The sequence below is a fragment of the Ferrovum myxofaciens genome (genome assembly GCF_013181415.1).
Taxonomy (GTDB): Bacteria; Pseudomonadota; Gammaproteobacteria; order Burkholderiales; family Ferrovaceae; genus Ferrovum; species Ferrovum myxofaciens.
In genome coordinates this window covers 532,610-551,814 of record NZ_CP053676.1, presented here as the reverse complement: position 1 = coordinate 551,814, position 19,205 = coordinate 532,610, and the positions used below count along the sequence as shown (strand labels likewise).

29 protein-coding genes are annotated in these 19,205 nt (G+C 55.3%); 5 read left to right on the top strand and 24 right to left on the bottom strand.

The features are described from left to right. The first annotated feature begins 46 nt into the window (after positions 1-46). Together HO274_RS02705 and HO274_RS02700 are read left to right on the top strand one after the other, a co-directional pair. Positions 47-304: a hypothetical protein gene (locus HO274_RS02705; RefSeq protein ID WP_273121262.1), complete on the top strand. Its 258-nt coding sequence runs from the start codon at positions 47-49 to the stop codon at positions 302-304. After that, positions 294-617, top strand: coding sequence for a type II toxin-antitoxin system HicB family antitoxin (locus tag HO274_RS02700; RefSeq protein WP_273121259.1), 324 nt, complete (start codon positions 294-296; stop codon positions 615-617). Before HO274_RS02705 ends, HO274_RS02700 begins: the two co-directional genes overlap by 11 nt. 9 nt (positions 618-626) lie before the next feature. Here the strand turns inward: HO274_RS02700 and gp17 are convergent, their stop codons facing one another. The 18 genes from gp17 to HO274_RS02615 all read right to left on the bottom strand — a co-directional run bounded on the left by gp17 (position 627) and on the right by HO274_RS02615 (position 12,935). Continuing rightward, the gene (gene gp17, locus HO274_RS02695; RefSeq protein WP_273121256.1) at positions 627-1,019 is read right to left on the bottom strand and encodes a tail completion protein gp17; all 393 of its coding nucleotides are present in this window, start codon (positions 1,017-1,019) and stop codon (positions 627-629) included. After that, positions 1,016-1,504 (bottom strand): HK97-gp10 family putative phage morphogenesis protein, encoded by a 489-nt coding sequence (locus tag HO274_RS02690; protein WP_273121253.1) that lies wholly within the window; start codon positions 1,502-1,504, stop codon positions 1,016-1,018. The genes gp17 and HO274_RS02690 overlap by 4 nt, the downstream gene beginning before the upstream one ends. Beyond that, entirely contained in the window at positions 1,497-1,826 is a 330-nt protein-coding gene (locus HO274_RS02685) for a phage head closure protein (protein WP_273121250.1), read from the bottom strand. The genes HO274_RS02690 and HO274_RS02685 overlap by 8 nt, the downstream gene beginning before the upstream one ends. Then, entirely contained in the window at positions 1,826-2,674 is an 849-nt protein-coding gene (locus HO274_RS02680) for a head-tail connector protein (RefSeq protein ID WP_273121247.1), read from the bottom strand. The genes HO274_RS02685 and HO274_RS02680 overlap by 1 nt, the downstream gene beginning before the upstream one ends. Before the next feature lie 6 nt (positions 2,675-2,680). Then, positions 2,681-3,130, bottom strand: a complete 450-nt coding sequence (locus HO274_RS02675) for a hypothetical protein (RefSeq protein ID WP_273121246.1) — start codon at positions 3,128-3,130, stop codon at positions 2,681-2,683. Positions 3,131-3,156: 26 nt separating this feature from the next. After that, the gene (locus HO274_RS02670; RefSeq protein WP_273121243.1) at positions 3,157-4,458 is read right to left on the bottom strand and encodes a phage major capsid protein; all 1,302 of its coding nucleotides are present in this window, start codon (positions 4,456-4,458) and stop codon (positions 3,157-3,159) included. A gap of 180 nt (positions 4,459-4,638) precedes the next feature. Next, positions 4,639-5,064 carry a GNAT family N-acetyltransferase gene (locus HO274_RS02665; RefSeq protein ID WP_273121240.1) on the bottom strand — a complete coding sequence of 142 codons (426 nt, stop codon included), beginning with the start codon at positions 5,062-5,064 and terminating at the stop codon, positions 4,639-4,641. A 99-nt stretch (positions 5,065-5,163) separates the two neighbouring features. Further along, positions 5,164-5,373: a YciI family protein gene (locus HO274_RS02660; protein ID WP_273121237.1), complete on the bottom strand. Its 210-nt coding sequence runs from the start codon at positions 5,371-5,373 to the stop codon at positions 5,164-5,166. A gap of 100 nt (positions 5,374-5,473) precedes the next feature. Next, complete coding sequence (locus tag HO274_RS02655) at positions 5,474-5,860, bottom strand: nuclear transport factor 2 family protein (protein ID WP_062188377.1); 387 nt, start codon at positions 5,858-5,860, stop codon at positions 5,474-5,476. A gap of 89 nt (positions 5,861-5,949) precedes the next feature. Continuing rightward, positions 5,950-6,381 (bottom strand): VOC family protein, encoded by a 432-nt coding sequence (locus HO274_RS02650; protein WP_273121234.1) that lies wholly within the window; start codon positions 6,379-6,381, stop codon positions 5,950-5,952. Positions 6,382-6,511: 130 nt separating this feature from the next. Continuing rightward, entirely contained in the window at positions 6,512-6,928 is a 417-nt protein-coding gene (locus HO274_RS13490; RefSeq protein WP_420537373.1) for a GFA family protein, read from the bottom strand. A 34-nt stretch (positions 6,929-6,962) separates the two neighbouring features. After that, positions 6,963-7,289, bottom strand: a complete 327-nt coding sequence (locus tag HO274_RS02645; RefSeq protein ID WP_273121232.1) for an antibiotic biosynthesis monooxygenase family protein — start codon at positions 7,287-7,289, stop codon at positions 6,963-6,965. 21 nt (positions 7,290-7,310) lie between these two features. Beyond that, complete coding sequence (locus HO274_RS02640) at positions 7,311-7,706, bottom strand: tautomerase family protein (protein WP_062188373.1); 396 nt, start codon at positions 7,704-7,706, stop codon at positions 7,311-7,313. A gap of 131 nt (positions 7,707-7,837) precedes the next feature. Further along, on the bottom strand, positions 7,838-8,752 hold the full coding sequence (locus HO274_RS02635) for a S49 family peptidase (protein WP_273121229.1): 915 nt from the start codon (positions 8,750-8,752) through the stop codon (positions 7,838-7,840). After that, positions 8,727-10,022, bottom strand: a complete 1,296-nt coding sequence (locus tag HO274_RS02630) for a phage portal protein (RefSeq protein WP_273121227.1) — start codon at positions 10,020-10,022, stop codon at positions 8,727-8,729. Before HO274_RS02630 ends, HO274_RS02635 begins: the two co-directional genes overlap by 26 nt. Next, positions 10,023-11,732 (bottom strand): terminase large subunit, encoded by a 1,710-nt coding sequence (locus tag HO274_RS02625; RefSeq protein WP_273121225.1) that lies wholly within the window; start codon positions 11,730-11,732, stop codon positions 10,023-10,025. A gap of 1 nt (position 11,733) precedes the next feature. Continuing rightward, positions 11,734-12,237 (bottom strand): P27 family phage terminase small subunit, encoded by a 504-nt coding sequence (locus tag HO274_RS02620; RefSeq protein ID WP_031597615.1) that lies wholly within the window; start codon positions 12,235-12,237, stop codon positions 11,734-11,736. A gap of 293 nt (positions 12,238-12,530) precedes the next feature. Continuing rightward, a complete protein-coding gene (locus tag HO274_RS02615; RefSeq protein WP_273121223.1) occupies positions 12,531-12,935 on the bottom strand; it encodes an HNH endonuclease in 405 nt (134 codons plus the stop codon). Between the two features lie 102 nt (positions 12,936-13,037). On the opposite strand from HO274_RS02615, the gene HO274_RS02610 reads away from it, so the two are divergent. The 3 genes from HO274_RS02610 (at position 13,038) to HO274_RS02600 (ending at position 14,694) form a co-directional block, all read left to right on the top strand. Beyond that, on the top strand, positions 13,038-13,238 hold the full coding sequence (locus HO274_RS02610) for a hypothetical protein (RefSeq protein ID WP_031597621.1): 201 nt from the start codon (positions 13,038-13,040) through the stop codon (positions 13,236-13,238). A gap of 24 nt (positions 13,239-13,262) precedes the next feature. After that, the gene (locus HO274_RS02605; protein ID WP_420537383.1) at positions 13,263-13,763 is read left to right on the top strand and encodes a DUF3489 domain-containing protein; all 501 of its coding nucleotides are present in this window, start codon (positions 13,263-13,265) and stop codon (positions 13,761-13,763) included. Positions 13,764-13,992: 229 nt separating this feature from the next. Next, on the top strand, positions 13,993-14,694 hold the full coding sequence (locus HO274_RS02600; RefSeq protein WP_273121218.1) for a DUF3800 domain-containing protein: 702 nt from the start codon (positions 13,993-13,995) through the stop codon (positions 14,692-14,694). Here the strand turns inward: HO274_RS02600 and HO274_RS02595 are convergent. The 6 genes from HO274_RS02595 to HO274_RS02570 form a co-directional block, all read right to left on the bottom strand. After that, complete coding sequence (locus HO274_RS02595) at positions 14,679-15,935, bottom strand: site-specific DNA-methyltransferase (protein WP_273121215.1); 1,257 nt, start codon at positions 15,933-15,935, stop codon at positions 14,679-14,681. The genes HO274_RS02600 and HO274_RS02595 overlap by 16 nt on opposite strands. After that, the gene (locus tag HO274_RS02590) at positions 15,928-17,319 is read right to left on the bottom strand and encodes a site-specific DNA-methyltransferase (RefSeq protein WP_273121212.1); all 1,392 of its coding nucleotides are present in this window, start codon (positions 17,317-17,319) and stop codon (positions 15,928-15,930) included. The genes HO274_RS02595 and HO274_RS02590 overlap by 8 nt, the downstream gene beginning before the upstream one ends. A gap of 196 nt (positions 17,320-17,515) precedes the next feature. After that, positions 17,516-17,923, bottom strand: coding sequence for a DUF6362 family protein (locus HO274_RS02585; RefSeq protein WP_273121210.1), 408 nt, complete (start codon positions 17,921-17,923; stop codon positions 17,516-17,518). After that, positions 17,916-18,119 (bottom strand): hypothetical protein, encoded by a 204-nt coding sequence (locus tag HO274_RS02580; RefSeq protein WP_273121207.1) that lies wholly within the window; start codon positions 18,117-18,119, stop codon positions 17,916-17,918. The genes HO274_RS02585 and HO274_RS02580 overlap by 8 nt, the downstream gene beginning before the upstream one ends. 11 nt (positions 18,120-18,130) lie before the next feature. After that, a complete protein-coding gene (locus tag HO274_RS02575) occupies positions 18,131-18,721 on the bottom strand; it encodes an antA/AntB antirepressor family protein (protein WP_273121204.1) in 591 nt (196 codons plus the stop codon). Continuing rightward, on the bottom strand, positions 18,718-19,188 hold the full coding sequence (locus HO274_RS02570) for a crossover junction endodeoxyribonuclease RuvC (protein WP_273121202.1): 471 nt from the start codon (positions 19,186-19,188) through the stop codon (positions 18,718-18,720). Before HO274_RS02570 ends, HO274_RS02575 begins: the two co-directional genes overlap by 4 nt. Positions 19,189-19,205 lie beyond the last annotated feature (17 nt).

Below are 19,205 nucleotides of genomic sequence, written 5' to 3'. Positions count from 1 at the left end.
AGTGGATTGACTTGAAATACGGTGCCAATATTGATACCATTTGCTCATGATGGTTTCCCGAAAAATTCTCGAGCAAATGCGGCGTGAGCCTGCCAGTGTCCGGTTTGGCGATCTCAAGAAAGTCTGCGAGGAATATTTCGGCAAGCCACGCCAATCAGGTACCAGCCACGTGATCTTCAAAACGCCCTGGGTCGGAGATCCGCGGATCAATATCCAGGATGACAAAGGCAAAGCCAAGGCATACCAGGTACGCCAGGTGTTGCTTGCAATCGAGAAACTGGAGGATTTACGCCATGAGAGTTGATCACTACACATACCGCGTCACCTGGTCTCCCGAAGATCAGGAGTCGGTTGGACTGTGCGCCGAATTTCCATCTTTATCCTGGCTTTCCCGGACTCCTGAAGCCGCCCTCAAGGGCATCCGTCAACTTGTGGCGGATACCGTTGTGGATATGCAATCCAACGGTGAGGAGGTTCCGATGCCCCTTGCCGAAAAGCACTACAGCGGCGAATTTCGTGTGCGCATTCCGCCCGAAGTGCATCGCTCCCTGGCACTGCAGGCCGCCGAGCAAGGCATTAGTCTGAACCGGTTGGCAAGCGCCAAACTGGCAGGCTGAGCACACCTGTCAGCGCAGGTAATGCACCATGAAATCCATGGGCTTCACATAAATATTGACGAGTTCATCGTAGGAATCGGTGCCAGCGCCGGACTGAATACAAGCCAGCACCGTCACGCCAGCAAAGGTGCCCGACTGGTTGTGGCAGGCGATCTTGACGGCTTCGCGCACAGTCGCCGCATCCTCGGCCATCTGTCCCAGACAGTTGACCTGGAGTCGTGCCTTGGCCGTTTCAAACTCTCCCACCCGGGTGTTGTCCTGTTTGTCGCTCACCAGTTCGTACACCACGGCAGGCAAGGGATCTGCCTCGGGTCGGGTGTCGAGATAGATCCGCGACCCCACCAGCATCGCCAAGGCGGGCGAGGCGTTGAGCAGGGCATACAAGGCCATCTCGGCTTTCATTTGGTGACCTCGGTGTCCAGACGGTTTCTGACATATTCGGCAAAGGTGCTGATGGCCTCATCCACCTTGGAATCCAGCGCCGGGCGCATGAAGGGTTTCTTCTGGGCTCCGGGGTGATCGATGACTTCCTTGAACAGCCCGGCAATAAACAGGCTCTTGCGATTCCTGGGTTTGATCAGGTGGTGCGCCGTGCCGTACTCCACCATATGGGCGTAGTAGACATTGTTCTTGCCTCCAGCCTTGATGCTGGCTGTGATGGTGCCGTGTTTCGAGGACATCGAGACCCGGATGGAGTCGCGCAGTGCTCCGGATTTATGTCCCCTGGGCAGGTTCTCGCCCACCGGGCACAGACGCCGGGCCTCATCGCGGATCACCTTGGCGGCTGCCCGCAATCCTCCACGCACCACATTGGCCTCGATCCGTGCAGGAAGTTCATCCAGCAGCTTCTGCAATTCTGAGAGCCCCTTCACCTCTATATCAGTCATCGAGCCTCAAGCAGTAAAGTTCCAGTCGTTCTTTGCGCGTGACATGCCGGATCCACTCGATTCGGGCGAGTGAGCCATCGGAGAAGAGAATGCGCTGGCTGGCACGAACATCAGTGCGAAACCGGATGGTGATCAGCACCGTGGCCGCACTGCCCATGGCCTTTGCCTGGAAAATCTCGCGCCCGGTCATGTCCATCATCTGCGCCCAGACGGTGGCCAAGGGGGACCAGGTCTCGTCGTGTCCTCCCAAAGCGCCACGCACCACCGTCAATGTCTGAATCGTGATGCGCTGGTCGAGAAACCCTGCCGCGACGAGACTCATCAGAACACCACCATATAGGGATCGAGCAGTCGGTCCATGAAGGGCAAGGGCATCACCTTGCCTGTTTTGTCAAAAGCGGCCATCTCCTCCCGGTGCTGGTACAAGGAGCCCACCCGAATCTTGATCCAGGCGCGAATTCCCTCTGGTACCGTCCCCACCAGATTCGTGCCTGACCCCGTATCAGTCAGCGTGATGGCTGGTCCGCCCGGAGTGGCCGATAAACCGAACCAGTCCGGCACCGGCATCGACACAATCCAGTAGTTGGTGGCCGGTTGCAAAGGTGAGGGGAGGGCACCCCCTGAATTGGAGAGCACAAAGGGTTGTGTTGGAAACCACGGACCCTGAATCGAGAGGGTGCCATTGGCCGCGTCAGCCACAAATGGCTCGGCATATCCTGCCGAGAAATCCACTTCCACTGCCCCGATCTGAGGCATCGGAATCGGCCAGATCTGCCCGAACACTGGCGTGATGCGGCAGGGCTCCGAGGTTAAATCCACGGTGTAATTGGCCGCAGGCATCACCTGAATCACCCCACTCATGTCCAGATACTGGATCGCGGTGACCACCCGGACTTGAGATTTCTCCAGGATGATGGCGTGACCCGGCAAGGTAAACGGCTTGCCCCAGGGAATGCCGATCAGGGTGGGGCCCGGAAAAGAATCCAGCACCAGTTTCCACGACTGGGCGATCAGCGCCCGCCGGGTCACGGTTTCTGCATGCATTCGGGCGGCAACGATCAGCGCAGAGATCAGTGCATCATCATCCGAGATGTCCACCCGCAGGTGGGCCTTGGCCTCGAGCAGCGAGACCGGCTCCACCACGGGGCCGCTGATCAGTTGCAGGGGCATGAAGAATCAGCCGACGATCTGGGTCACGCCCGCCTGATTGAAGGCAGAGGCCGGTTCATAACGGGCGGAGGCCCCGAGAAGAAACCCGGCAGTCTCAGAGGCGGCTATTCCCACGGTGAGAGACAACTCCACAAACTGATACCCATTGTTGACATCCAGTTCATGGTCCTGCAGGTTGATCAGCGCCTGAGTGTTGTTGCCCGTGGCGGCTACTATCGTGGCAATGGCCTTGCCGGCGATGGCTTTGGCCCCGGTGCCGAGAGCATCCAGTGCTTGCTGCAGATTGGCATCCACCGTGGCCAGGGCTCCCAGGGTGCCAGTGGAGATTAGCGCCAGGATCGTGCGCACATTGGCCAGGGAGATCCAGCCGGTGGTCAAGGTTCCCACTGCCTGGGCAGAAGGGTTGATGGAGCCCAGGAGGGCCAGAAACTCGGAGGCTTTGGTATTCATGTCCATGATTTATGTTCCTTGAGAGAGGGGGATTAGCGGGCGCCCAGTTGCACGAAGGGCGAGAGTGCGGCGCTGCCCTTGGCCGGCAAGATAGGGGCTGCAATCTTCGGTTGGCCATCCATGCGGAAGATGGTGCGAAACGCCGTGGCATCGGCATCGAAGTACAGATGCATGGAGGTGGCGGTCTCCATCCCCCCCACCTTGGTGATGGTCTGGTAGTAGGTCAAATCCACCAGCAGCACATCCCCCTGGGAGGAGAAGGCACTGGCGTGTTGAGACACATAGACCGGACGGCCCAACAAGGTTCCGTAGGGCGAGCCCTTGAAAGCGGCCACGCCCCCGCCCAGGGGCAGGTAGATTGGGTAATTGCCCAGAGTGAGGGTGAAGAGCGATGGCAGCACGCTGTTGTTCACGATCCACACTGCCTTCTTGAAACTCCCCGGCGGCAAGGCCGCGATCATGTTGGCAAGATTGGTGGGGGTGAGTGTATTGGTGGCCTGCCCCGAGTCCTTGGCAATGGTGACGAGCGCCTTTCCGCTCAAGGCCCCTTGAGGGATCCCTGAGCCGTTGCCAAAAAGAATGCTCTCGTTGATCTTCCACTGCATGCGGCTCGCCACCTTCTTGGGCGTGTAGGAGGTCAGGGCATCGGTGTCGGAGAGTAGTTCATCGGTGATGGGCACCAGCGCCATGAGTTTCTTGAGGCGTAGCGAGGCGGTGCCGAACTTGGGCTTGGACGCGTTGGCGGGCGTGCCTTCCCCCTGCCAGGCCACGGTGATGCCATCTGTCCCCCAAGGGGTGGTTTCATCCTTTGGCAGGACCAGGGAATTACCCGAGATCTCGATATTGTCGGTCAAGGGCAGGAACGCCTCGTCATCGAGGGAGAGCATGAAGATGTCCTTGGCAAACTGCGGGGGGATCAGAAATCCCCCATCGGCACCGGCACTCTCGTTCCCATACACCCCAGGTACTGCCGCATTGCGCAGCATGGACAGACGGTTATCCACGGGATTACCGGGCAAGCCTGCCTGGTGTACCGCATAGGCATATTCCCCGAAGTTCTTGAAGCCCCACTTGGGATCCGCCGTCATATTCTCCGTGACGGTCATGGAAGGGAGTGCCGATTCGATTCCCAGTTGCGATTCCTCCGCGATCAAGGTCTGTTCGCGTTCGATGGCAGCGTTGAGCGCATCGATGCGTCCCTTCAGGCTATCAAAAGCCGTGATCTCCTCATTGCTCAGATCACGCCCTTCGGTGGCGGCGCCATCGGTCAGGGCTCGGGCGGATTTGACCAGTTCGGTCTTCTTGACCTGCATTTCTCGCAACTTCTTGCTCATTTGGGTTCTCCAAAAACAAAACCCCGCTCAGGGCGGGATTGATGGGCACAAAAAAACCGCCCGGAGGCGGTGGTGGACTTGGTGCTGATGAGTCGTATCAGTTTGCGACGAGACTCAGTTGCACAAAGGTCTAATGTTCAAATTGAAGGGCGCGCCGCTTTTGGCGCGTCTCTCTCAATGTCAGGTAACTTGGCCGAACTGCAATGCCAAATGATGACAGTTAAATTGTAGACCTTTACGCAAATATAACCGATGAGCATCATGGCGAGCATAGCCAGTATCAAGATGTAACCCGTCACATTTTTGGCTTTGTGCATGTGTGATAAGCCAATCAAGTAATTGCCCAGCATAACCACGTTTTTTCTCCTCCGGCAAGGTAACGAGGTCGTCAATATAAAGCACCTTTCCCCATGCAAGAAACTCAGTGAAGCGGAAACCTGCCGCACTTTTAACAACACCATCGCATTTGAGTGCAAGGACTTGGAAACCCTGTGCTTGCTGCCGCCGAACTTGAGGAAGGAATGTTTCTTCACTCAAGTGAGGTCGAAGCACTTTAAAAACGGGAAAACACTCTTGTATTTCCCGGTCAGATTCGGCAATAAACATTTCAGTAGTCATAAAGTTACAGTGTAACCTACCTGACAGGAAAGTAAGGGGCTGCGCGCTTTTGCGCAGTCTCACCTGAGCGTTGGATTGGCAGGTCTATCATTTTGCATTCCATTCGTAAACTGTGACTATTGAGGATTGGGATGTATGCACCGGATCACTAAAGGCCAATGCTCTGGCCTCTTCCATATCAGCAGCCTTAGTTAGGTAAGCACCACCAGACTTATCCGTAAACGGGCCAGCCAGTTCAATCTTCCCCTGCTGTCTCAACCGATCTAGAAAAGCATAGTGCTCGTCAATGATGGACATTTGAAATTGCGGTGTGCGAAATGTTGTAACCAAATATCGAAACATCAATTTCCCTTTGGTATGGTTGATGGCCTAACATGGAATGATGGGGTGGTCTCTTTCACGACATTGCATCCCACATGGATTTTGTGTCGGCGAACATGCGGAACCTGCAGACTTTTCCACCACGAAGGTCGTATACATGAGCCGCCGCCGCTTGCATTTGCTTCTTTGTCGAATGGTGAATCCCGGCATAACTGCCGATGACAACAATTGTTGATCCTGCGTCGAGAAACTGCGAGATGTCGTAAGAGAAATCTTCCCATTCTCTCATATTGCCCTTGAACACGGTTTCTATCACAGCTTCGGCACCTTTTCGACACCTGCCATATGGGAAACCTAGGTTTTGAATCCATTCGAGATCATCGCTGCAAATAGCACGAAAACCATCATCATCTTTCTCGCGAAAACATCTATAGAGTTCTTGGATTATCTCAATATTCGTCACACTCACTCCTTGATGCCCAATTTGGAAGTGACCGGCGCTGCGCGGCTTTATTATGCAGCGTCCGGTGAAATGATTCGTTAGCCCTGCTTTTACCAATGGTCATGGCGCTCTCGGCGCTCCAGCCTGTAGTTTGTGACCTCAAGGCGGATGCCATCGGGGTCAATGAAGAACGTTGCCCAATAGTCAGAAGCGTACTCAGGATAGAGCTTTGCCTCAGAAGCCTCAATGCCAGCGCCACGAAGTTGAGTGGCTACGGCTGCGACTTCGACCGCCGAATCAACGCGGAGGCAGAAGTGGTGTAACCCAGGCGCGTAGGAGTCGTGTGCGGCTTGGGTACGTGAAGGGCGAAGGACATAACCAAAGTGGCGGTTGAAGTATTGAATGTGAGGATCGCCGCCCAGTGTGAACTTATTCTTGCGAAAGCCCAGAGTCCCCAACAAGACCCGGTCGTAGAAAACCTCCGAGCGTTCAAGATCGGAAACTGCGATATAGATATGATCGATTCCAATAACTTCGGTCATGGCATAGCGCTGCGAGTGGAAGGGCTAATGTTCAAATGATGAGCGCGCCGCTTTTGGCACATCCCTCTCGAATGCAATGTTGGGCGTCCGTGGACGATGCTCATGATTTTGACCTCGCCGAGATGCACAACTACCAATCGACCATCTCATCGGAACCGCCGAACTTGGCTGGAAACGCTTTGAAATTAGGCAATTTGTCTTTGACTGGAAGGACTGCGTACTGGCATTGAACATGAAACTGCGGCTTAAACTCCTCCCGAGGCAGGAGGGATGCGCTGAGGCTTCGGAGGCCAAAGTTCGTTAGTTCGGAAAACAGGAATGTACCGCAAGTTGGGCAGCGCATTCGTGGTGTTGTTCGTAATACGGTTTCAGTTGGAACCCCTTTAATGACTTCGATTGCTTGCGCGGGATAAAGGGCTACTGGGACATAAGCCGCTGCATGGACGGCTTGACAATCGTCACAATGACAGTAGAACTGAGCGATGGGCCCTCCGCTGAGCCTGATCTTAATGGCTCCACAGTGACATTGAATCTCGGATATCTTCAAGTTAATTCTCCTTTAAGGGCTTTTGCATCGAAATTCAAATGCGAGGGTGATCATAAGGGGCACTTTTCTCAGACTGATCTGAAGCAACTTTCTGTCCGAAAAAACTACTATAGCCATCTTCGACCAGATGAATCATTTCCTTAGCAATGGCGGTGGTCAAAAAATCTTTCAAGCCAATTTGAGCGAATTCTTGGTTTTCCCAAGCAATTCGGTCAGACCAAAACTCTGAGCCTTCATACAATTCGTAGGCAATGAACCCACTCTTGTTTTTGAGCCAAGCAATCATTTGTTCCGTTAGATCAAGAAATGACTCACGGGATGTATCTGGCCTGAGTTTAAATTTTACGATTTGTACGAACATGGTTCATTGTTAGAGCGCAAACTACACCTCGACCTTGAAACCAAGTTCAACATCACAACCTGCCTGACCACCTCGAATGCCCCAATTTTCCTTTGGAATTTCTCTGAGGAGAATTTTTACATGGTCCTTTGGAATACCGAGCGGCTCAAGATTATTGACGACGGCTTTGTAAAGGTTGCGCTTTGCATCAAGAGATCGGCCAGCAAATGCGTCAATGCTGATGTGAGTATAAAAATCTGGCTTTTCTCTGGCGGGAGGATATGCAAAGCGGTGGGGTTCATGCACGATGAGACGAATATTTTTGTCACCTGGGACGATTTTGAAAGCTTCACGCAAGGCCATGTGAACTGCCTCCATGAGAGCAACCTCTTGTTCTTGCGTGTATTGTCGTCGTACCTCAATTAAGACGCTTGGCATTTCGGTTCCTATTGTGCTCGTTTGAGTTGGGCGTCTTTGAATAGATTGTGCGTTTTCAGACCCCACTTTTTTGACTGCGAGCAAGCATGACATAATAAACACGGAAGTTTTCCTATACCAAAATCCCATCATCATATCAGCGCCAAGGAGTTCCTGGCCTGAGACAAGCGAGATGCCTTTGGTTTCACCCGCGACTGCATCAGGCTGACCACCTGATCAAAAGCCATCACACCATCCACCATTCCCAGAGATACGGCTGTGGTAGCACTCACCACGCGCCCCTGACCCATGCCCTGGATGACCGCATCCGAAGTGACCCCACGGGCTGTCGCGACCGATTCCACAAAGACGCTGTAGTATTCATCCACGCGCGATTGCAGAAAGGCTGTCGCCTCCTCTGTGAGAGGTTCATAGGGGTTGCCCTCCACCTTGTATTTTCCAGCAGAGATCAAGGTGACATCGATTCCCTCATATAGCAGGGCACCGGAGATATCTTCGTGGGCCTGCCATACGCCGATGCTTCCCACCTCGCCACCCGGAGTGCAGTAGAACTCGGTGGCCGCCGAACCAACCCAGTAGGCCGCCGAGGCTGCGAGGCTATTGGCGATGGCCACGACTGGTTTCTGAGATCGGGCGTTCAGAATCTCCGAGGCCAGTTCTGCCACCCCATACACACTTCCACCGGGAGAGTCGATGTCGATCAGGATCTGACCCACAGTCTCATCCGCCAGGGCATCCTGCAAGGCGGCGGTGAACATCTGGGTGGAGGTGCTCCCCGGACCACTCAGGGCATCCACCATGTTTCCGCGCTGAGTCAGTACCCCATACAAGGGCAGTACGGCAATGCCGCCCCCACTGGTCTTTTGTGTCGCCTGCGCTCGTGCGGCCCGCACCGATTGGTCTGTCTGAATGGTGGTCAGGGTCGTGTCAGACATGGCCATCCCTCTCTGCCAGCGATGCAGTACCCCTGCAAAGACGCGTAAGGATTCAGGCCGCATGGCCCAAGGCGTCGACAGGAATTCAGACATCAAGAGCGCGTGTTTCATGACTTTCCTCGGATTTGTTTTTCAGGGGTGGAACAGGTTTGTCTGAATTGTCAGAAGTTGGCGGCTGCGGGAAGTCCGGCCCATCATTCTGTTCCTCGGCCATATTCAGCGGCCTCAGGGGCCGATCGAGTCCGGGCAGAGGATTGAGGTTTTCGCTCAGGCGCGCTTCATTGCGAGTGAGCCAGCCCCCGTTGATCCCCAGGTTGTAATACTGAGCGCGAGCCGCCGAGTCCCCGCGCAGGAGTTGTGAGAACAGGAACTCCGCTTCCAGGCCATCATCGTCAAACAGGAGTTCTGCTTCGATGCTGGCTTCCCAGCGCTCGGCCATGGGCCCCAGACACTCCTGCACGAATTCCTGCGCCTGCTGCTCGATGTTGTTGTTGGTGCTCCGCTCCAGATCGCCGATCTTGTGGGGCGGCACGCCGAACCAGCGGGCGATGTCGTTTACCTGAAACTTCCGGGTCTCCAGAAACTGGGCGTCCTCGTTGGTGAGCCCCAACTGGTGATACTTCATCCCGAACTCGAACACGGCGATCTTGCCCCGGTTGGCCCCGGTTTGGGATTCCTGCAGTGACTCCCGAAACTGCTCCCGTGCCATCTTGTCTTTGAAAGAGCCGGGATACTCGATATACCCACTCAGGGGCTTGGCGTCATTGGCAAAGAACCGGGAGCCATAGTTCTGGGCGGCCATGGCTCCACCGATGGCGTTGCGGGCCAGCGCGATGGGAGAGAGTCCTATGATGCCATCCAGGGATAGCCCTCTGAGGTGCCAGATCTGGCCTCGGGGGAAGATCTGTTCGCTCCCGGTCAGCGTGGTGTACTTGTAGCGGTAATCTCCATTGGGCAACAGATCGATGGTGACCCGGTCCGGATGCAGAGGAACCAACGCTGTGATCTCTCCCTGGCGGTTTGCCACGATCTGGTTGAAGGCGTTGCCGCGCAACACCAGGTGCCCCGCCAGCATCTCGCGCCACTCGAAGGCATTCTGGTAAGGATTCGGGCGTCGGGCCAGCAACGGATACAAGGGGTGATCGGTCACCCGTTTCTTGCCACCATCGCGCCGGGTGCGATAGAGCACAAAGGGGAGACTCGCAAACTGGCTGGAAATGATGCGCACGCAGGCGAATACAGCCGAGAGCTGCAGGGCATTGTCCGCAGTGACCCGCATTCCAGCCATGGTCTGTACGCCCACCGGCTCGAACCAAAAACTTCCCCAGGGCGAGCGGTCTGAATTGGCCTTGAAACTCGAGAGCCAGGAGCGAATCCCCATTTACACCACCATCAACTGATAATCAGAGTCCAGAACGGGCGTTTGGTCATCACTCGGAGCCATCTGGCGTCCCAGAGCCATGATCAGCGCCACCACCCCGTCGATCTTGTTCTCCTCGCGCTCTTTTCTGGGGTAGATGTTGTCCTTCTGGTCGCGGTGGCAGACCACGTTGGAGATCATCCAACTCAAAATCGGGTCGCCGTTGTGTACAAATCGCTTCTGCAACACCAGCGCCTCCAGTTGTTTCATGGGTTCCGAGAAATTGAGCACGGTGGGGCGCATCTCCACCATCGGCAGACCCTCAGCCAGCATGTGACTGGAGAGTTGGGTGGCCTGAAACGGGTCAAAGGGTACCTCGATGATCTGAAACCGACTGGCATCTGCCACCAGTTCCGCTTCGATCTGATCAAAATCTGTCACATTGCCCGGGGTGAGGGTCAATAATCCTTGCCGTGCCCAGCCGGAATACTGGCTGTTGCGCCCATCCTCAGCAGCCGATTCCGGCAGGTAGTAGGTGAGAAACGCGTAAAACTTGCCATCGCGTTGAAACAGTTTGGCTTTGGCCGCGATATCCACTTTGCTCGCCAGATCCAGCGCTACATAGCACTCCTCACCGATAAACTCATCCTCATTGAGGGTGGGATCCGCACAGGCCTCCCACGAGCGCATGTCCATCCAGGCCGTATCGGCGTTGACCCACTCGTTCAGGTGTTTGGTCTTGAAGTTGTTGATGGCACTGGGCATCTGCATCGCCTTGGCCTGAAGGGGCAAGAGCACTTCCGGCCTGACTGAAATGCCCCAGTTGGGATTGGCCTTGATCAGGGCCGCTTCCGTGGTCCAGTCATCGGTCTCATCCAGTCCGTAGATGATCCCGAACTGGGAGTCATCCTCGAACAATCCCTCAAGCAGTTTGGTCACGAAGGTGCGCGACTCATAACAAATTCCTGCACGGTTCGATCCGGCGGTGGTGATGACCCACAGGAGCGAGTTGTCCCGTTTGCCGGTGCCGGTTTCCACCACGTCGTAGACGGTTCGGGTTTTATGCGCGTGCAGTTCATCCACGCAGCCGAAATGGATGTTCAGGCCATCCAGGGTGGAGCCCTCGGCAGAGAGCGCCTCGAACTTGGAACCGGTGCGCGCGATGCTGATGTTGTGGGCATTGACTTCGGTGCCGAAGGCCTCGCGCAAAGCACGATCACGCCGAACCATGGTTTGGGCATCGCCAAATACAATCCGCGCCTGGTCGCGGGTGGTGGCCAGTGAATACACTTCGGCACCTCCCTCACCATCCGCGGCCAGCATGTAGAGCGCCACGGCGGACGACAGCGTCGACTTGGCATTGCCGCGCGGCACCTCGATGTAGGAACGGCGAAAACGCCGTTTTCCATCAACTTTGACCCAGCCGAACACCGTGGTGAGGATGAACACCTGCCAGGGTTCCGGCTTGATCGCATCCCCTGCCAGCGGCCCCTTGACATGGCAGAGTCGCTCCACAAAAGCGCAGGCCCGGTCCGCCGGGCGATAGCGCAAACCGCTGGCATCCGTCAGGACGGGATTGAACCGGTAGGGGCTCGACCTTCCCTTGAAGCGGGCGAGATCGTCGATCTGGCGCTGACAGGCGAGCCGTACCCAGCGGCAGGCCGGAATGCGCCCCGCGAGGACGGCGCGTGTGTACTGTCGGGCAATCCCAGCGTAATCCTGACCTGACATGTCAGGCACGCCCCAGATGAAGCCATGGGTTTTCCGGTTCTGATCCGGTTTCCAGCGCCCCGAGTCGTGCGCGCGAGGTCGGCGTGAAGCCCAGTTCGCTGGCCAGTAGCGTCATGTCCTTGAGATACGACCGCGCCGCCGCAGAAAACGGATTGTGCATGATCGGTCGGTCTTTGGCGTCCAGCCCAGCCAGTTTTGCACCCCGTACCGGAATCACATCCGACTTGGCCGCAAGCCGCATGTTGTGTTCATAGCGCGCGGCGGCGTTGCACCACGCGGCCAGGAGATAGACATCAAGTTTCTTGAGCAGACTGCGGGGCGCGTGAAGGATCGCGTAATCCCAATAAGACTGAGCCTCTTCCAGCAGCATGGCTGGCGGATTATCGGTGAGGGCCGCCTCTGTCTGCTGAACCACTTGTGCGTTTGCCTTGAGTGGGCGTTTGCCGGGATTACCACGCAACAGTTTCAGTTCAATCGGGGTTGGTTTGCGGCCTCGGGTCGCCATGGTTTGGTTCCTGATTCATTTGCCCAGACAGCATTGCCGTCAGGTCGTCTTCGCTGAGACGCAACTGCCTCAGGTTCTCTTCAGTGATCGCCATTCTGGCAAGGTCTTCTGCTGTCACCGCGAGGTTTTTAACTCCTCGTCGCATAGGGGCTGCCGCATGAAATTATCCGGTCGTGTTCCCATAAATATCCTTATCTATCAAGGTCGCCGATAGGGGGTCATGAATTTCGCGGAAACAAAAATTTGGGCAGGCGCGCGGTCTGGCACCGGGCGGCCCGAAGGAAATGCCCCCCCTACCGGTTGGTTTTTTGCGCCGAGGTTGTGCCTGGCGGCGGCGATCGGCCAAAACCTCCGTCCTCTTTGACCGTCTTGCGGTCGTGGCAGGACTTGCACAGGCTTTGCCAGTTATCCATGTCCCAAAACGATTCCTGATTGCCTCGGTGCGGCTGGATGTGATCCACCACGGAGGCCGGTGTGACCCGGCCCTGACGATTACACTCGGCACAAAGCGGGTGGTAAGACAAAAATACCGCACGAGCCCTTTGCCACCGCGAGCCATAACCGCGCGCCGAGGCGTTGCCTCGACGGCTATCCCATTGTTTACGAACTTGTCGCAGGTGTTGCTCGCAATAGCCCGGTTTCACAACCAATTTACGGCAGTTCGGGTAACGACAAGGAGTCGGAGCGCGCTGTGCCATGAGTGTTCAGAAAGAACGAAAAATGATGCTGATTGTGCTTGGCTTTGATGTGGAACAGAGCGTAAATGTCATTACCGTCAATCAACACAGGAAGCCACGAAAATGAAAACCCAACCCGACGCCCTCGCCACCTACATCACCAAATCGACCGCCATCCAGGCCAAGATCGAACAACTCAAGCAAATGGCAGACGACCATTTTGGCAACGACCCCGATGCCATCCATTGGGGTCATGTGGGCGACCTGGACCGGGTGCAAACACTTTTAGACGAACTGCTCACCACATTCGGCAGCAACGAATAACCGATAACTCTCACACAGGAGATCATCATGAAAACCGAACTTACCGCCGCCCAACATGCCATCCTGGCCTACGCCATTCACAGCACCGATGGCAAGATCGCCTGGTTTCCCGACAACATCAAGGGCGGAGCGCGCAAAAAGGTGCTTGAAGGATTGTTCAACCGCGCCCTTATCACTCCGCTGGGCAGTGACTGGTTCGTGGCCGCAGAAGGCTACGATGCCCTCGGAGTTCCGCGTCCAGGGCCAATTACGGTCGAAGTCCTCGATGAAATCATCAAATCGGCTGAGGTGACGGATGAATCTCAAACACCGGTTCGTCGTACCCGCGACAACAGCAAGCAGGCCACTGTAATTGGCATGCTCAAGCGACCCGAGGGTGCGACCATCCCGCAGATCTGCGAGGTTACTGGCTGGTTGAAACACACGGCACGAGGTACATTTGCTGGTGTTTTCAAAAAGAAACTCGGCCTAGACATCGTCTCGGACAAGGCACAAGGCAGCGAACGGGTATATCGAATAGAATGACGATAGCCTAATGGATCCACTCATTCCTTTCAGGTCGACTGGAAGATCGTGAGAAATCGATGTGGGCGTGCTAACACCTTCTATTGTCACAAAAACATATGTGACGTATAATCGGCTCTGAGTCGGGTTCGGTGCTGACCATTTTGCGGCACCAAGGAGTTATCTCCGCCTGGCTTACCCTTTTCAGCGGGCTGCATTCATGCAGCCCGTTTTTACATGGAAAACCCAGATGCACCTGCTTTATATCGACGAATCCGGTTCCGTTGCAGATCCCAAGCAAAATTATTTTGTGCTTGCCGGCATATCAGTATTTGAAAGAAAAACACATTGGGTCGAGCAGCCACTCAACTCCATTGCCGCCAGATTTAATGCGCTCAACCCTTGGGAAGTAGAGTTGCATGGGTCACCAATGCGTTCAGGTAGAGATGGATGGAAGTCCCACAAGTTGGTCGACCGTATTCAAGCCATGGAAGACATATTGCAACAGGCTGTGGTAGATCATTTCAATAAAGGGGTAAGGCTTTTTGGAGCAGTAGTCAAAAAATCAAGCCTTGCAGGAATCGATCCCGTAGAACATGCATTCGAGCAAATTACCAGCCGTTTTGATTTCTTCCTGAAACGAATGTACATTAAGCACCATGACCGTCAACGTGGCCTTATGTTACTCGACAAGTCGTCAACAGAACAGCGCATTCAAAATCTGGCGAGAGAGTTTAAGTACATAGGGCATTCTTGGGGAATGACCAAAAATTATGCGGAAGTTCCGGTTTTCCTGGATTCAAAAGCATCGCGGTTAATCCAACTGGCGGACATGGTGGCCTACGCCCTGTTTCGTTTTTACGAACATAACGACAACCGCTTCTACGATATCATCAAACACTGCTTTGACAGCGAGGGAGGTGTTGACCATGGTCTTTACGTTCGGGAGTGAGCCAGATCCTCAAAAATCATTCCGTCATTTGCGCGAGCGACCTGCTGACCGGTGAAGTGCTGCCAGCGTCGAACGATCACATCCACATATTTCGGATCGAGTTCAATCAACCGGGCCCGACGCCCTGATTTCTCGCAGGCAATCAGGGTCGATCCTGAGCCACCAAAGGGATCCAGCACCAGATCGCGGGTCTTGCTGCTGTTCCTCACCGCACGTTCGACCAGTTCGACGGGTTTCATGGTGGGGTGCAGGTCGTTTTTTTGGGGTTTCTTGATCTGCCACACATCGCCCTGATCACGGGCACCACACCAGTAGTGATCAGCACCATTCTTCCAGCCATACAAAATCGGTTCATATTGGCGTTGATAATCGGCGCGCCCCAGAGTGAAGGTATTTTTGGCCCAGATCACGAAGGTGGACCATTTCCCCCCGGCTGATCGGAATGCCGACTGCAGGGTATCGAGTTCCGAAGAACTCATGGCGATGTAGACCGCGCCTTTGGTGACATTCAGGATGTTCTGGCAGGCAGACTCCAGAAAGCCCTGGAAATTCTCGCCCAGATTATCGTTCAGGATAGGGCGATTCTTGCCGCGCATCTTGTCTTTGGCCGTATTTGCGTAATTCACATTGTAGGGCGGGTCGGTGAAGGTCATATCCACCAACTCGTCACCGAGCAATGCCTTGTAGTCCTCAGCCTTGGTGGCGTCTCCACAGAGTACCTTGTGCTCGCCCAGAATCCAGATATCTCCTGATTTTGAGATCGGATTTTCCGTGACTTCGGGAACCGCATCTTCGTCGGTCAGTCCTTCTTTGGTGGATTCTTCCCCATTGATGAGCGCATCCCACTCTTCTGCCGAGAATCCGGTGAGTTCCAGATCAACATCAGCATCCTTGAGTTCGGCCAGTTCCAGACCGAGCAATTCATTGTCCCAAGTGGAATTCTCGCCGATTTTGTTGTCGGCCAGAATCAATGCCTTGCGCTGGATGTCGGTCAAGTGTGTCATGGGCACCACGGGAACTTCGGTCAGTCCAAGTTTACGAGCCGCCAGAAGCCTTCCGTGGCCTGCGATCACATTATTGTGCCCATCCACCAGAATCGGTGCTCCCCAACCGAACTCGCGGATACTGGCAGCAATTTGGGCGACCTGTGCGTCCGAGTGTTGTCTGGCATTCCTGATATACGGAATGAGTGCTGCGACGGAGCGCAGTTCGATTTTGAGATCGGCTACAGGGTTAAGCATGGGCCATTTCCTCAATGCCCAGTCGTTCAACGGCGACATCTTCAAACGACTGATCCGTGCCATGGAGCGTGATGGCCATGTCGGGAAAATTCTGCTGGAAGCGGCGAATTGCCACATCCACATATTCGGGGGCGATTTCCACGCTGTAGCATTTCCGACCTGCGCGCTGTGCGGCGAGAAGCGAGGTACCGGAACCATTGAAAGGCTCGAACACCACATCGCCTTTCTGCGAATAGGCTTGCAAGATGAATTCAGGCAGCGCCACCGGAAAAACCGCCGGGTGATCGATGTCCTGTCCGATTTTGCCCTTGTGGCGCATGATGCGGATCACACTGTCTGGAATACGGGTGTCTTGGGTGGGCGTGCCCGCATGGGACCAGCCATCCACTTCCCCATTTTTCTTGCGCATCGAGGTGGATGAGCCATCGGCCCGCAGATGGGATTCCTGACCGGCGAGTTTGCATTCCACAATTTTGTTGGGACGAACCGATTTGCGGTTGAAGTGGAAGATGAACTCGAAACTCGGCGCCAGACGCCCACTCCAGTCACCCGGCATTCCCGGACCCTGATCCCAGACATACCAGGCAAAGCGCCGCCAGTTCTGGGATTGCATCCAGGTGAGCCAGCCATTCCAATAGGGGATGAATTCGTTGTCGCGGTGGATCAAACCAAGATTCACGAGGACCTGACCATCGGCCGCCATGGGCAGTTGGGCAAAGACACCATGCATCAAACCGTCCCAATCCTTGATGCCCTCGGTGTAATCGCGCTGGTTGCCATAGGGAGGGCTGGTAAAACACAGGACAGCATGTTCATCGCCCACCAGCGCCTTGATAACAGCAGGATCAGATGCATCCCCACAAATCAGTCGGTGATTTCCCAACTGCCAGATATCACCTGGGTGAGATACCGGAATTGCCGGAGCCTCGGGCACCTCATCAGCACCATCATCCTCTGTCTCAGATTCGGTTTCGTTCTGGGCGTCGAGCAACGAGCGGATTTCGCTGTCATCAAAGCCCGTGAGATCCAGATCAAATCCAGCCGCTTCCAGATCTGCCAGTTCCAGGGACAAGAGTTCTTGATCCCACCCGGCCCGTTCTGCCAGTTTATTCTCGGCCAGAATGAAGGCGCGTTTCTGAATTTCGGTCAGGTGAGAGAGTTCGATCACCGGCAGGGTTTCTATTTCCAGTTTGCGGGCAGCAAGAATCCTGCCGTGGCCAGAGATGACTCCGTGCTTGCCATCCACCAGAATCGGGCTGTTGAACCCGAATTCCCGAATGCTCGCTGCGATCTGGCTGATCTGCTCCTCGCTATGAGTGCGGGCATTTCGGGCAAATGGGATCAACGACGCCAGTGGCCGGTATTCAATCTGCAGAGAGGTCATGGAATTCCAGAATAAAAAACCCGCCGAAGCTCAAGTCTTGGGCGGGTAGGGGGTAGAGATTTTCAAGCGATCTGTTTTGCTCGCAACTCTGTCCAGAGTGTAGCGAAATTTTATGCTAAAACTGCCCAAAGTGTTGCACGCGGTTTGGCTCTCAAAAAGGACATTCGCAGTAAAAATATGACATTCATGGGAACCATTACCCTGCGTGACCTTTCTGTTTGGAAGTTTTTTCACTGTTCAGTTGAAGGGTAACCTGATTGATGACGTTTTTCCAGCGTCGCCAGGCGGTGGTTCTGCAACAACCGAAGCGCTTGGCAATGTCCTGCCAGTCATATTGCCTGGCTCGCATCCAGACCAGGTGCCGCTGTTCCACCTCGAGCCACAGCATCCAGTGCATGGTTTCCAGCATCCGATCGATGGCGGCGGGACTGGGGGGCAGGCATCGGTATTCAGGTTCTTCCATTGCAAAGGTTTCCCGCAGATCGCGGGCAAAGGCTGGCCAGACATTGAAATAGCCCTGCACACGAGCCGGTGGAAGTCGTCGGCCCATTTCAGCGGCTTCGGCAAAGCGTGCGGCCACATCGTCGATGTCCCATTCATCCATGGCGCTTCCCTCCATAGAGCCGATTGCCAAGGCGACGGATGAACTCCCGTTCCACGAAATCGAGGCGATTATCGTTTTCGGAAACCACCAGGATGTGCTGTTCCTGCCAGCCATCCCTCTTGGTGGCTTCGATATCCATGGGTTTCGGCTGATAACGCCCAAGTGGCGATGAATAACGGTGAGGATGGATTTTCATGAGGGGCTCCTTCATTTTGCCCAATCAGGCCGGAAATCGTCAGGTAACGAGATGGGACCGGATGCTTTGGATTGGCTACATTGGCGCAGAAGTGCCTCACGACGCGCGTAGAATTTGGCTTGGGCATCCCCTGCAACATCGGCCCAAGCCTGCCGGTTGATGGCCTGTCTCTCGGTACGGTTTAATGCAATCGGTACCGTAGTCCGTAAATGGGCAATTCCCTGATGCAGTTGGCGCAACTGTCGTTCACAGTCGATGAAATAGCGTCGCACTTCTCTTCCTCGAGCCGTGCGTTCCACCATGGCCAGTTCCTTGGCCATATCCAGAGTGAGGAAGTAATCTACTGAGGGTCGGCCGCCGCGACCCTTCCCCAAAACGGGAGAAAAATCCTCGCCTGAAACGAAGGGGAGGTTTTCGCCCGTTTTGGCGAGCAGGTAGTCCTGGTTTTCAACAAATCCGTATTCCTGAATGCGCCCCTTGATCCAGTTCGAGAAGTCACGCCCCACGCCAAGGAAATCGTGCAGGTGCCTGGCATCCACCAGTTGGACGGATTGACCATTGAGCGTCCCGGTCAGGACAGGAATCAGTCTTGGTGTCGTCATTCTCCTTCTCCTTGCAGTTGAACGGCCCAGTGCAGCAGCGCCAGGGCATCGGCCTCGTTGTCGTCAGTGACCGGATGACCCTTGGCCTGCATGGCGGCGATCACCTCGTCTTTGCCAGCATTGCCACGCCCTGTGGCATGACGCTTGATGGCACCCACCGGCACGCCCTGGTACGGGATGTTGTGGTGTTCGCACCAAGCGGTGAGCGTGGCCATCAATCCGCCATAGATGTGCGCGGCATCGACCCCGGCGTGTCGGCGCACTTCCTCGAAGTACAGTGCGTGAATATCGCCAGCAATGCCCTTGATTTCAGTCAGCCAGCGCTTGAACCTGAGGTAGCGCATGCCCCCGCCCTCGAAGCGTTGCGGCCTGAACGAGGTATAGCCGTGGGAGATTTGTCCTTCACGATCTCGTAACGCCCATCCGGTGGTGGTACCCAGATCCAGCGCCAGAATGGTCGTTTTCATGGTCGTTCTCCTGTATT

Excerpts from the sequence above, each read along its gene's own strand:
- HO274_RS02650 (WP_273121234.1), bottom strand. The coding sequence starts at position 6,381 with ATGACCGAAGTTATTGGAATCGATCATATCTATATCGCAGTTTCCGAT.
- HO274_RS02675 (WP_273121246.1), bottom strand. The coding sequence starts at position 3,130 with ATGGACATGAATACCAAAGCCTCCGAGTTTCTGGCCCTCCTGGGCTCC.
- HO274_RS02620 (WP_031597615.1), bottom strand. The coding sequence starts at position 12,237 with ATGGCGACCCGAGGCCGCAAACCAACCCCGATTGAACTGAAACTGTTG.
- HO274_RS02615 (WP_273121223.1), bottom strand. The coding sequence starts at position 12,935 with ATGGCACAGCGCGCTCCGACTCCTTGTCGTTACCCGAACTGCCGTAAA.
- HO274_RS02580 (WP_273121207.1), bottom strand. The coding sequence starts at position 18,119 with ATGAAAATCCATCCTCACCGTTATTCATCGCCACTTGGGCGTTATCAG.
- HO274_RS02670 (WP_273121243.1), bottom strand. The coding sequence starts at position 4,458 with ATGAGCAAGAAGTTGCGAGAAATGCAGGTCAAGAAGACCGAACTGGTC.
- HO274_RS02700 (WP_273121259.1), top strand. The coding sequence starts at position 294 with ATGAGAGTTGATCACTACACATACCGCGTCACCTGGTCTCCCGAAGAT.
- HO274_RS02635 (WP_273121229.1), bottom strand. The coding sequence starts at position 8,752 with ATGAAACACGCGCTCTTGATGTCTGAATTCCTGTCGACGCCTTGGGCC.
- HO274_RS02690 (WP_273121253.1), bottom strand. The coding sequence starts at position 1,504 with ATGACTGATATAGAGGTGAAGGGGCTCTCAGAATTGCAGAAGCTGCTG.
- gp17 (WP_273121256.1), bottom strand. The coding sequence starts at position 1,019 with ATGAAAGCCGAGATGGCCTTGTATGCCCTGCTCAACGCCTCGCCCGCC.
- HO274_RS02640 (WP_062188373.1), bottom strand. The coding sequence starts at position 7,706 with ATGCCAAGCGTCTTAATTGAGGTACGACGACAATACACGCAAGAACAA.
- HO274_RS02600 (WP_273121218.1), top strand. The coding sequence starts at position 13,993 with ATGCACCTGCTTTATATCGACGAATCCGGTTCCGTTGCAGATCCCAAG.
- HO274_RS02705 (WP_273121262.1), top strand. The coding sequence starts at position 47 with ATGATGGTTTCCCGAAAAATTCTCGAGCAAATGCGGCGTGAGCCTGCC.
- HO274_RS02645 (WP_273121232.1), bottom strand. The coding sequence starts at position 7,289 with ATGTTCGTACAAATCGTAAAATTTAAACTCAGGCCAGATACATCCCGT.
- HO274_RS02570 (WP_273121202.1), bottom strand. The coding sequence starts at position 19,188 with ATGAAAACGACCATTCTGGCGCTGGATCTGGGTACCACCACCGGATGG.
- HO274_RS02595 (WP_273121215.1), bottom strand. The coding sequence starts at position 15,935 with ATGCTTAACCCTGTAGCCGATCTCAAAATCGAACTGCGCTCCGTCGCA.
- HO274_RS02585 (WP_273121210.1), bottom strand. The coding sequence starts at position 17,923 with ATGGATGAATGGGACATCGACGATGTGGCCGCACGCTTTGCCGAAGCC.
- HO274_RS02665 (WP_273121240.1), bottom strand. The coding sequence starts at position 5,064 with ATGTTTATTGCCGAATCTGACCGGGAAATACAAGAGTGTTTTCCCGTT.
- HO274_RS02680 (WP_273121247.1), bottom strand. The coding sequence starts at position 2,674 with ATGCCCCTGCAACTGATCAGCGGCCCCGTGGTGGAGCCGGTCTCGCTG.
- HO274_RS02660 (WP_273121237.1), bottom strand. The coding sequence starts at position 5,373 with ATGTCCATCATTGACGAGCACTATGCTTTTCTAGATCGGTTGAGACAG.
- HO274_RS02590 (WP_273121212.1), bottom strand. The coding sequence starts at position 17,319 with ATGACCTCTCTGCAGATTGAATACCGGCCACTGGCGTCGTTGATCCCA.
- HO274_RS02630 (WP_273121227.1), bottom strand. The coding sequence starts at position 10,022 with ATGGGGATTCGCTCCTGGCTCTCGAGTTTCAAGGCCAATTCAGACCGC.
- HO274_RS02625 (WP_273121225.1), bottom strand. The coding sequence starts at position 11,732 with ATGTCAGGTCAGGATTACGCTGGGATTGCCCGACAGTACACACGCGCC.
- HO274_RS02685 (WP_273121250.1), bottom strand. The coding sequence starts at position 1,826 with ATGAGTCTCGTCGCGGCAGGGTTTCTCGACCAGCGCATCACGATTCAG.
- HO274_RS02610 (WP_031597621.1), top strand. The coding sequence starts at position 13,038 with ATGAAAACCCAACCCGACGCCCTCGCCACCTACATCACCAAATCGACC.
- HO274_RS02575 (WP_273121204.1), bottom strand. The coding sequence starts at position 18,721 with ATGACGACACCAAGACTGATTCCTGTCCTGACCGGGACGCTCAATGGT.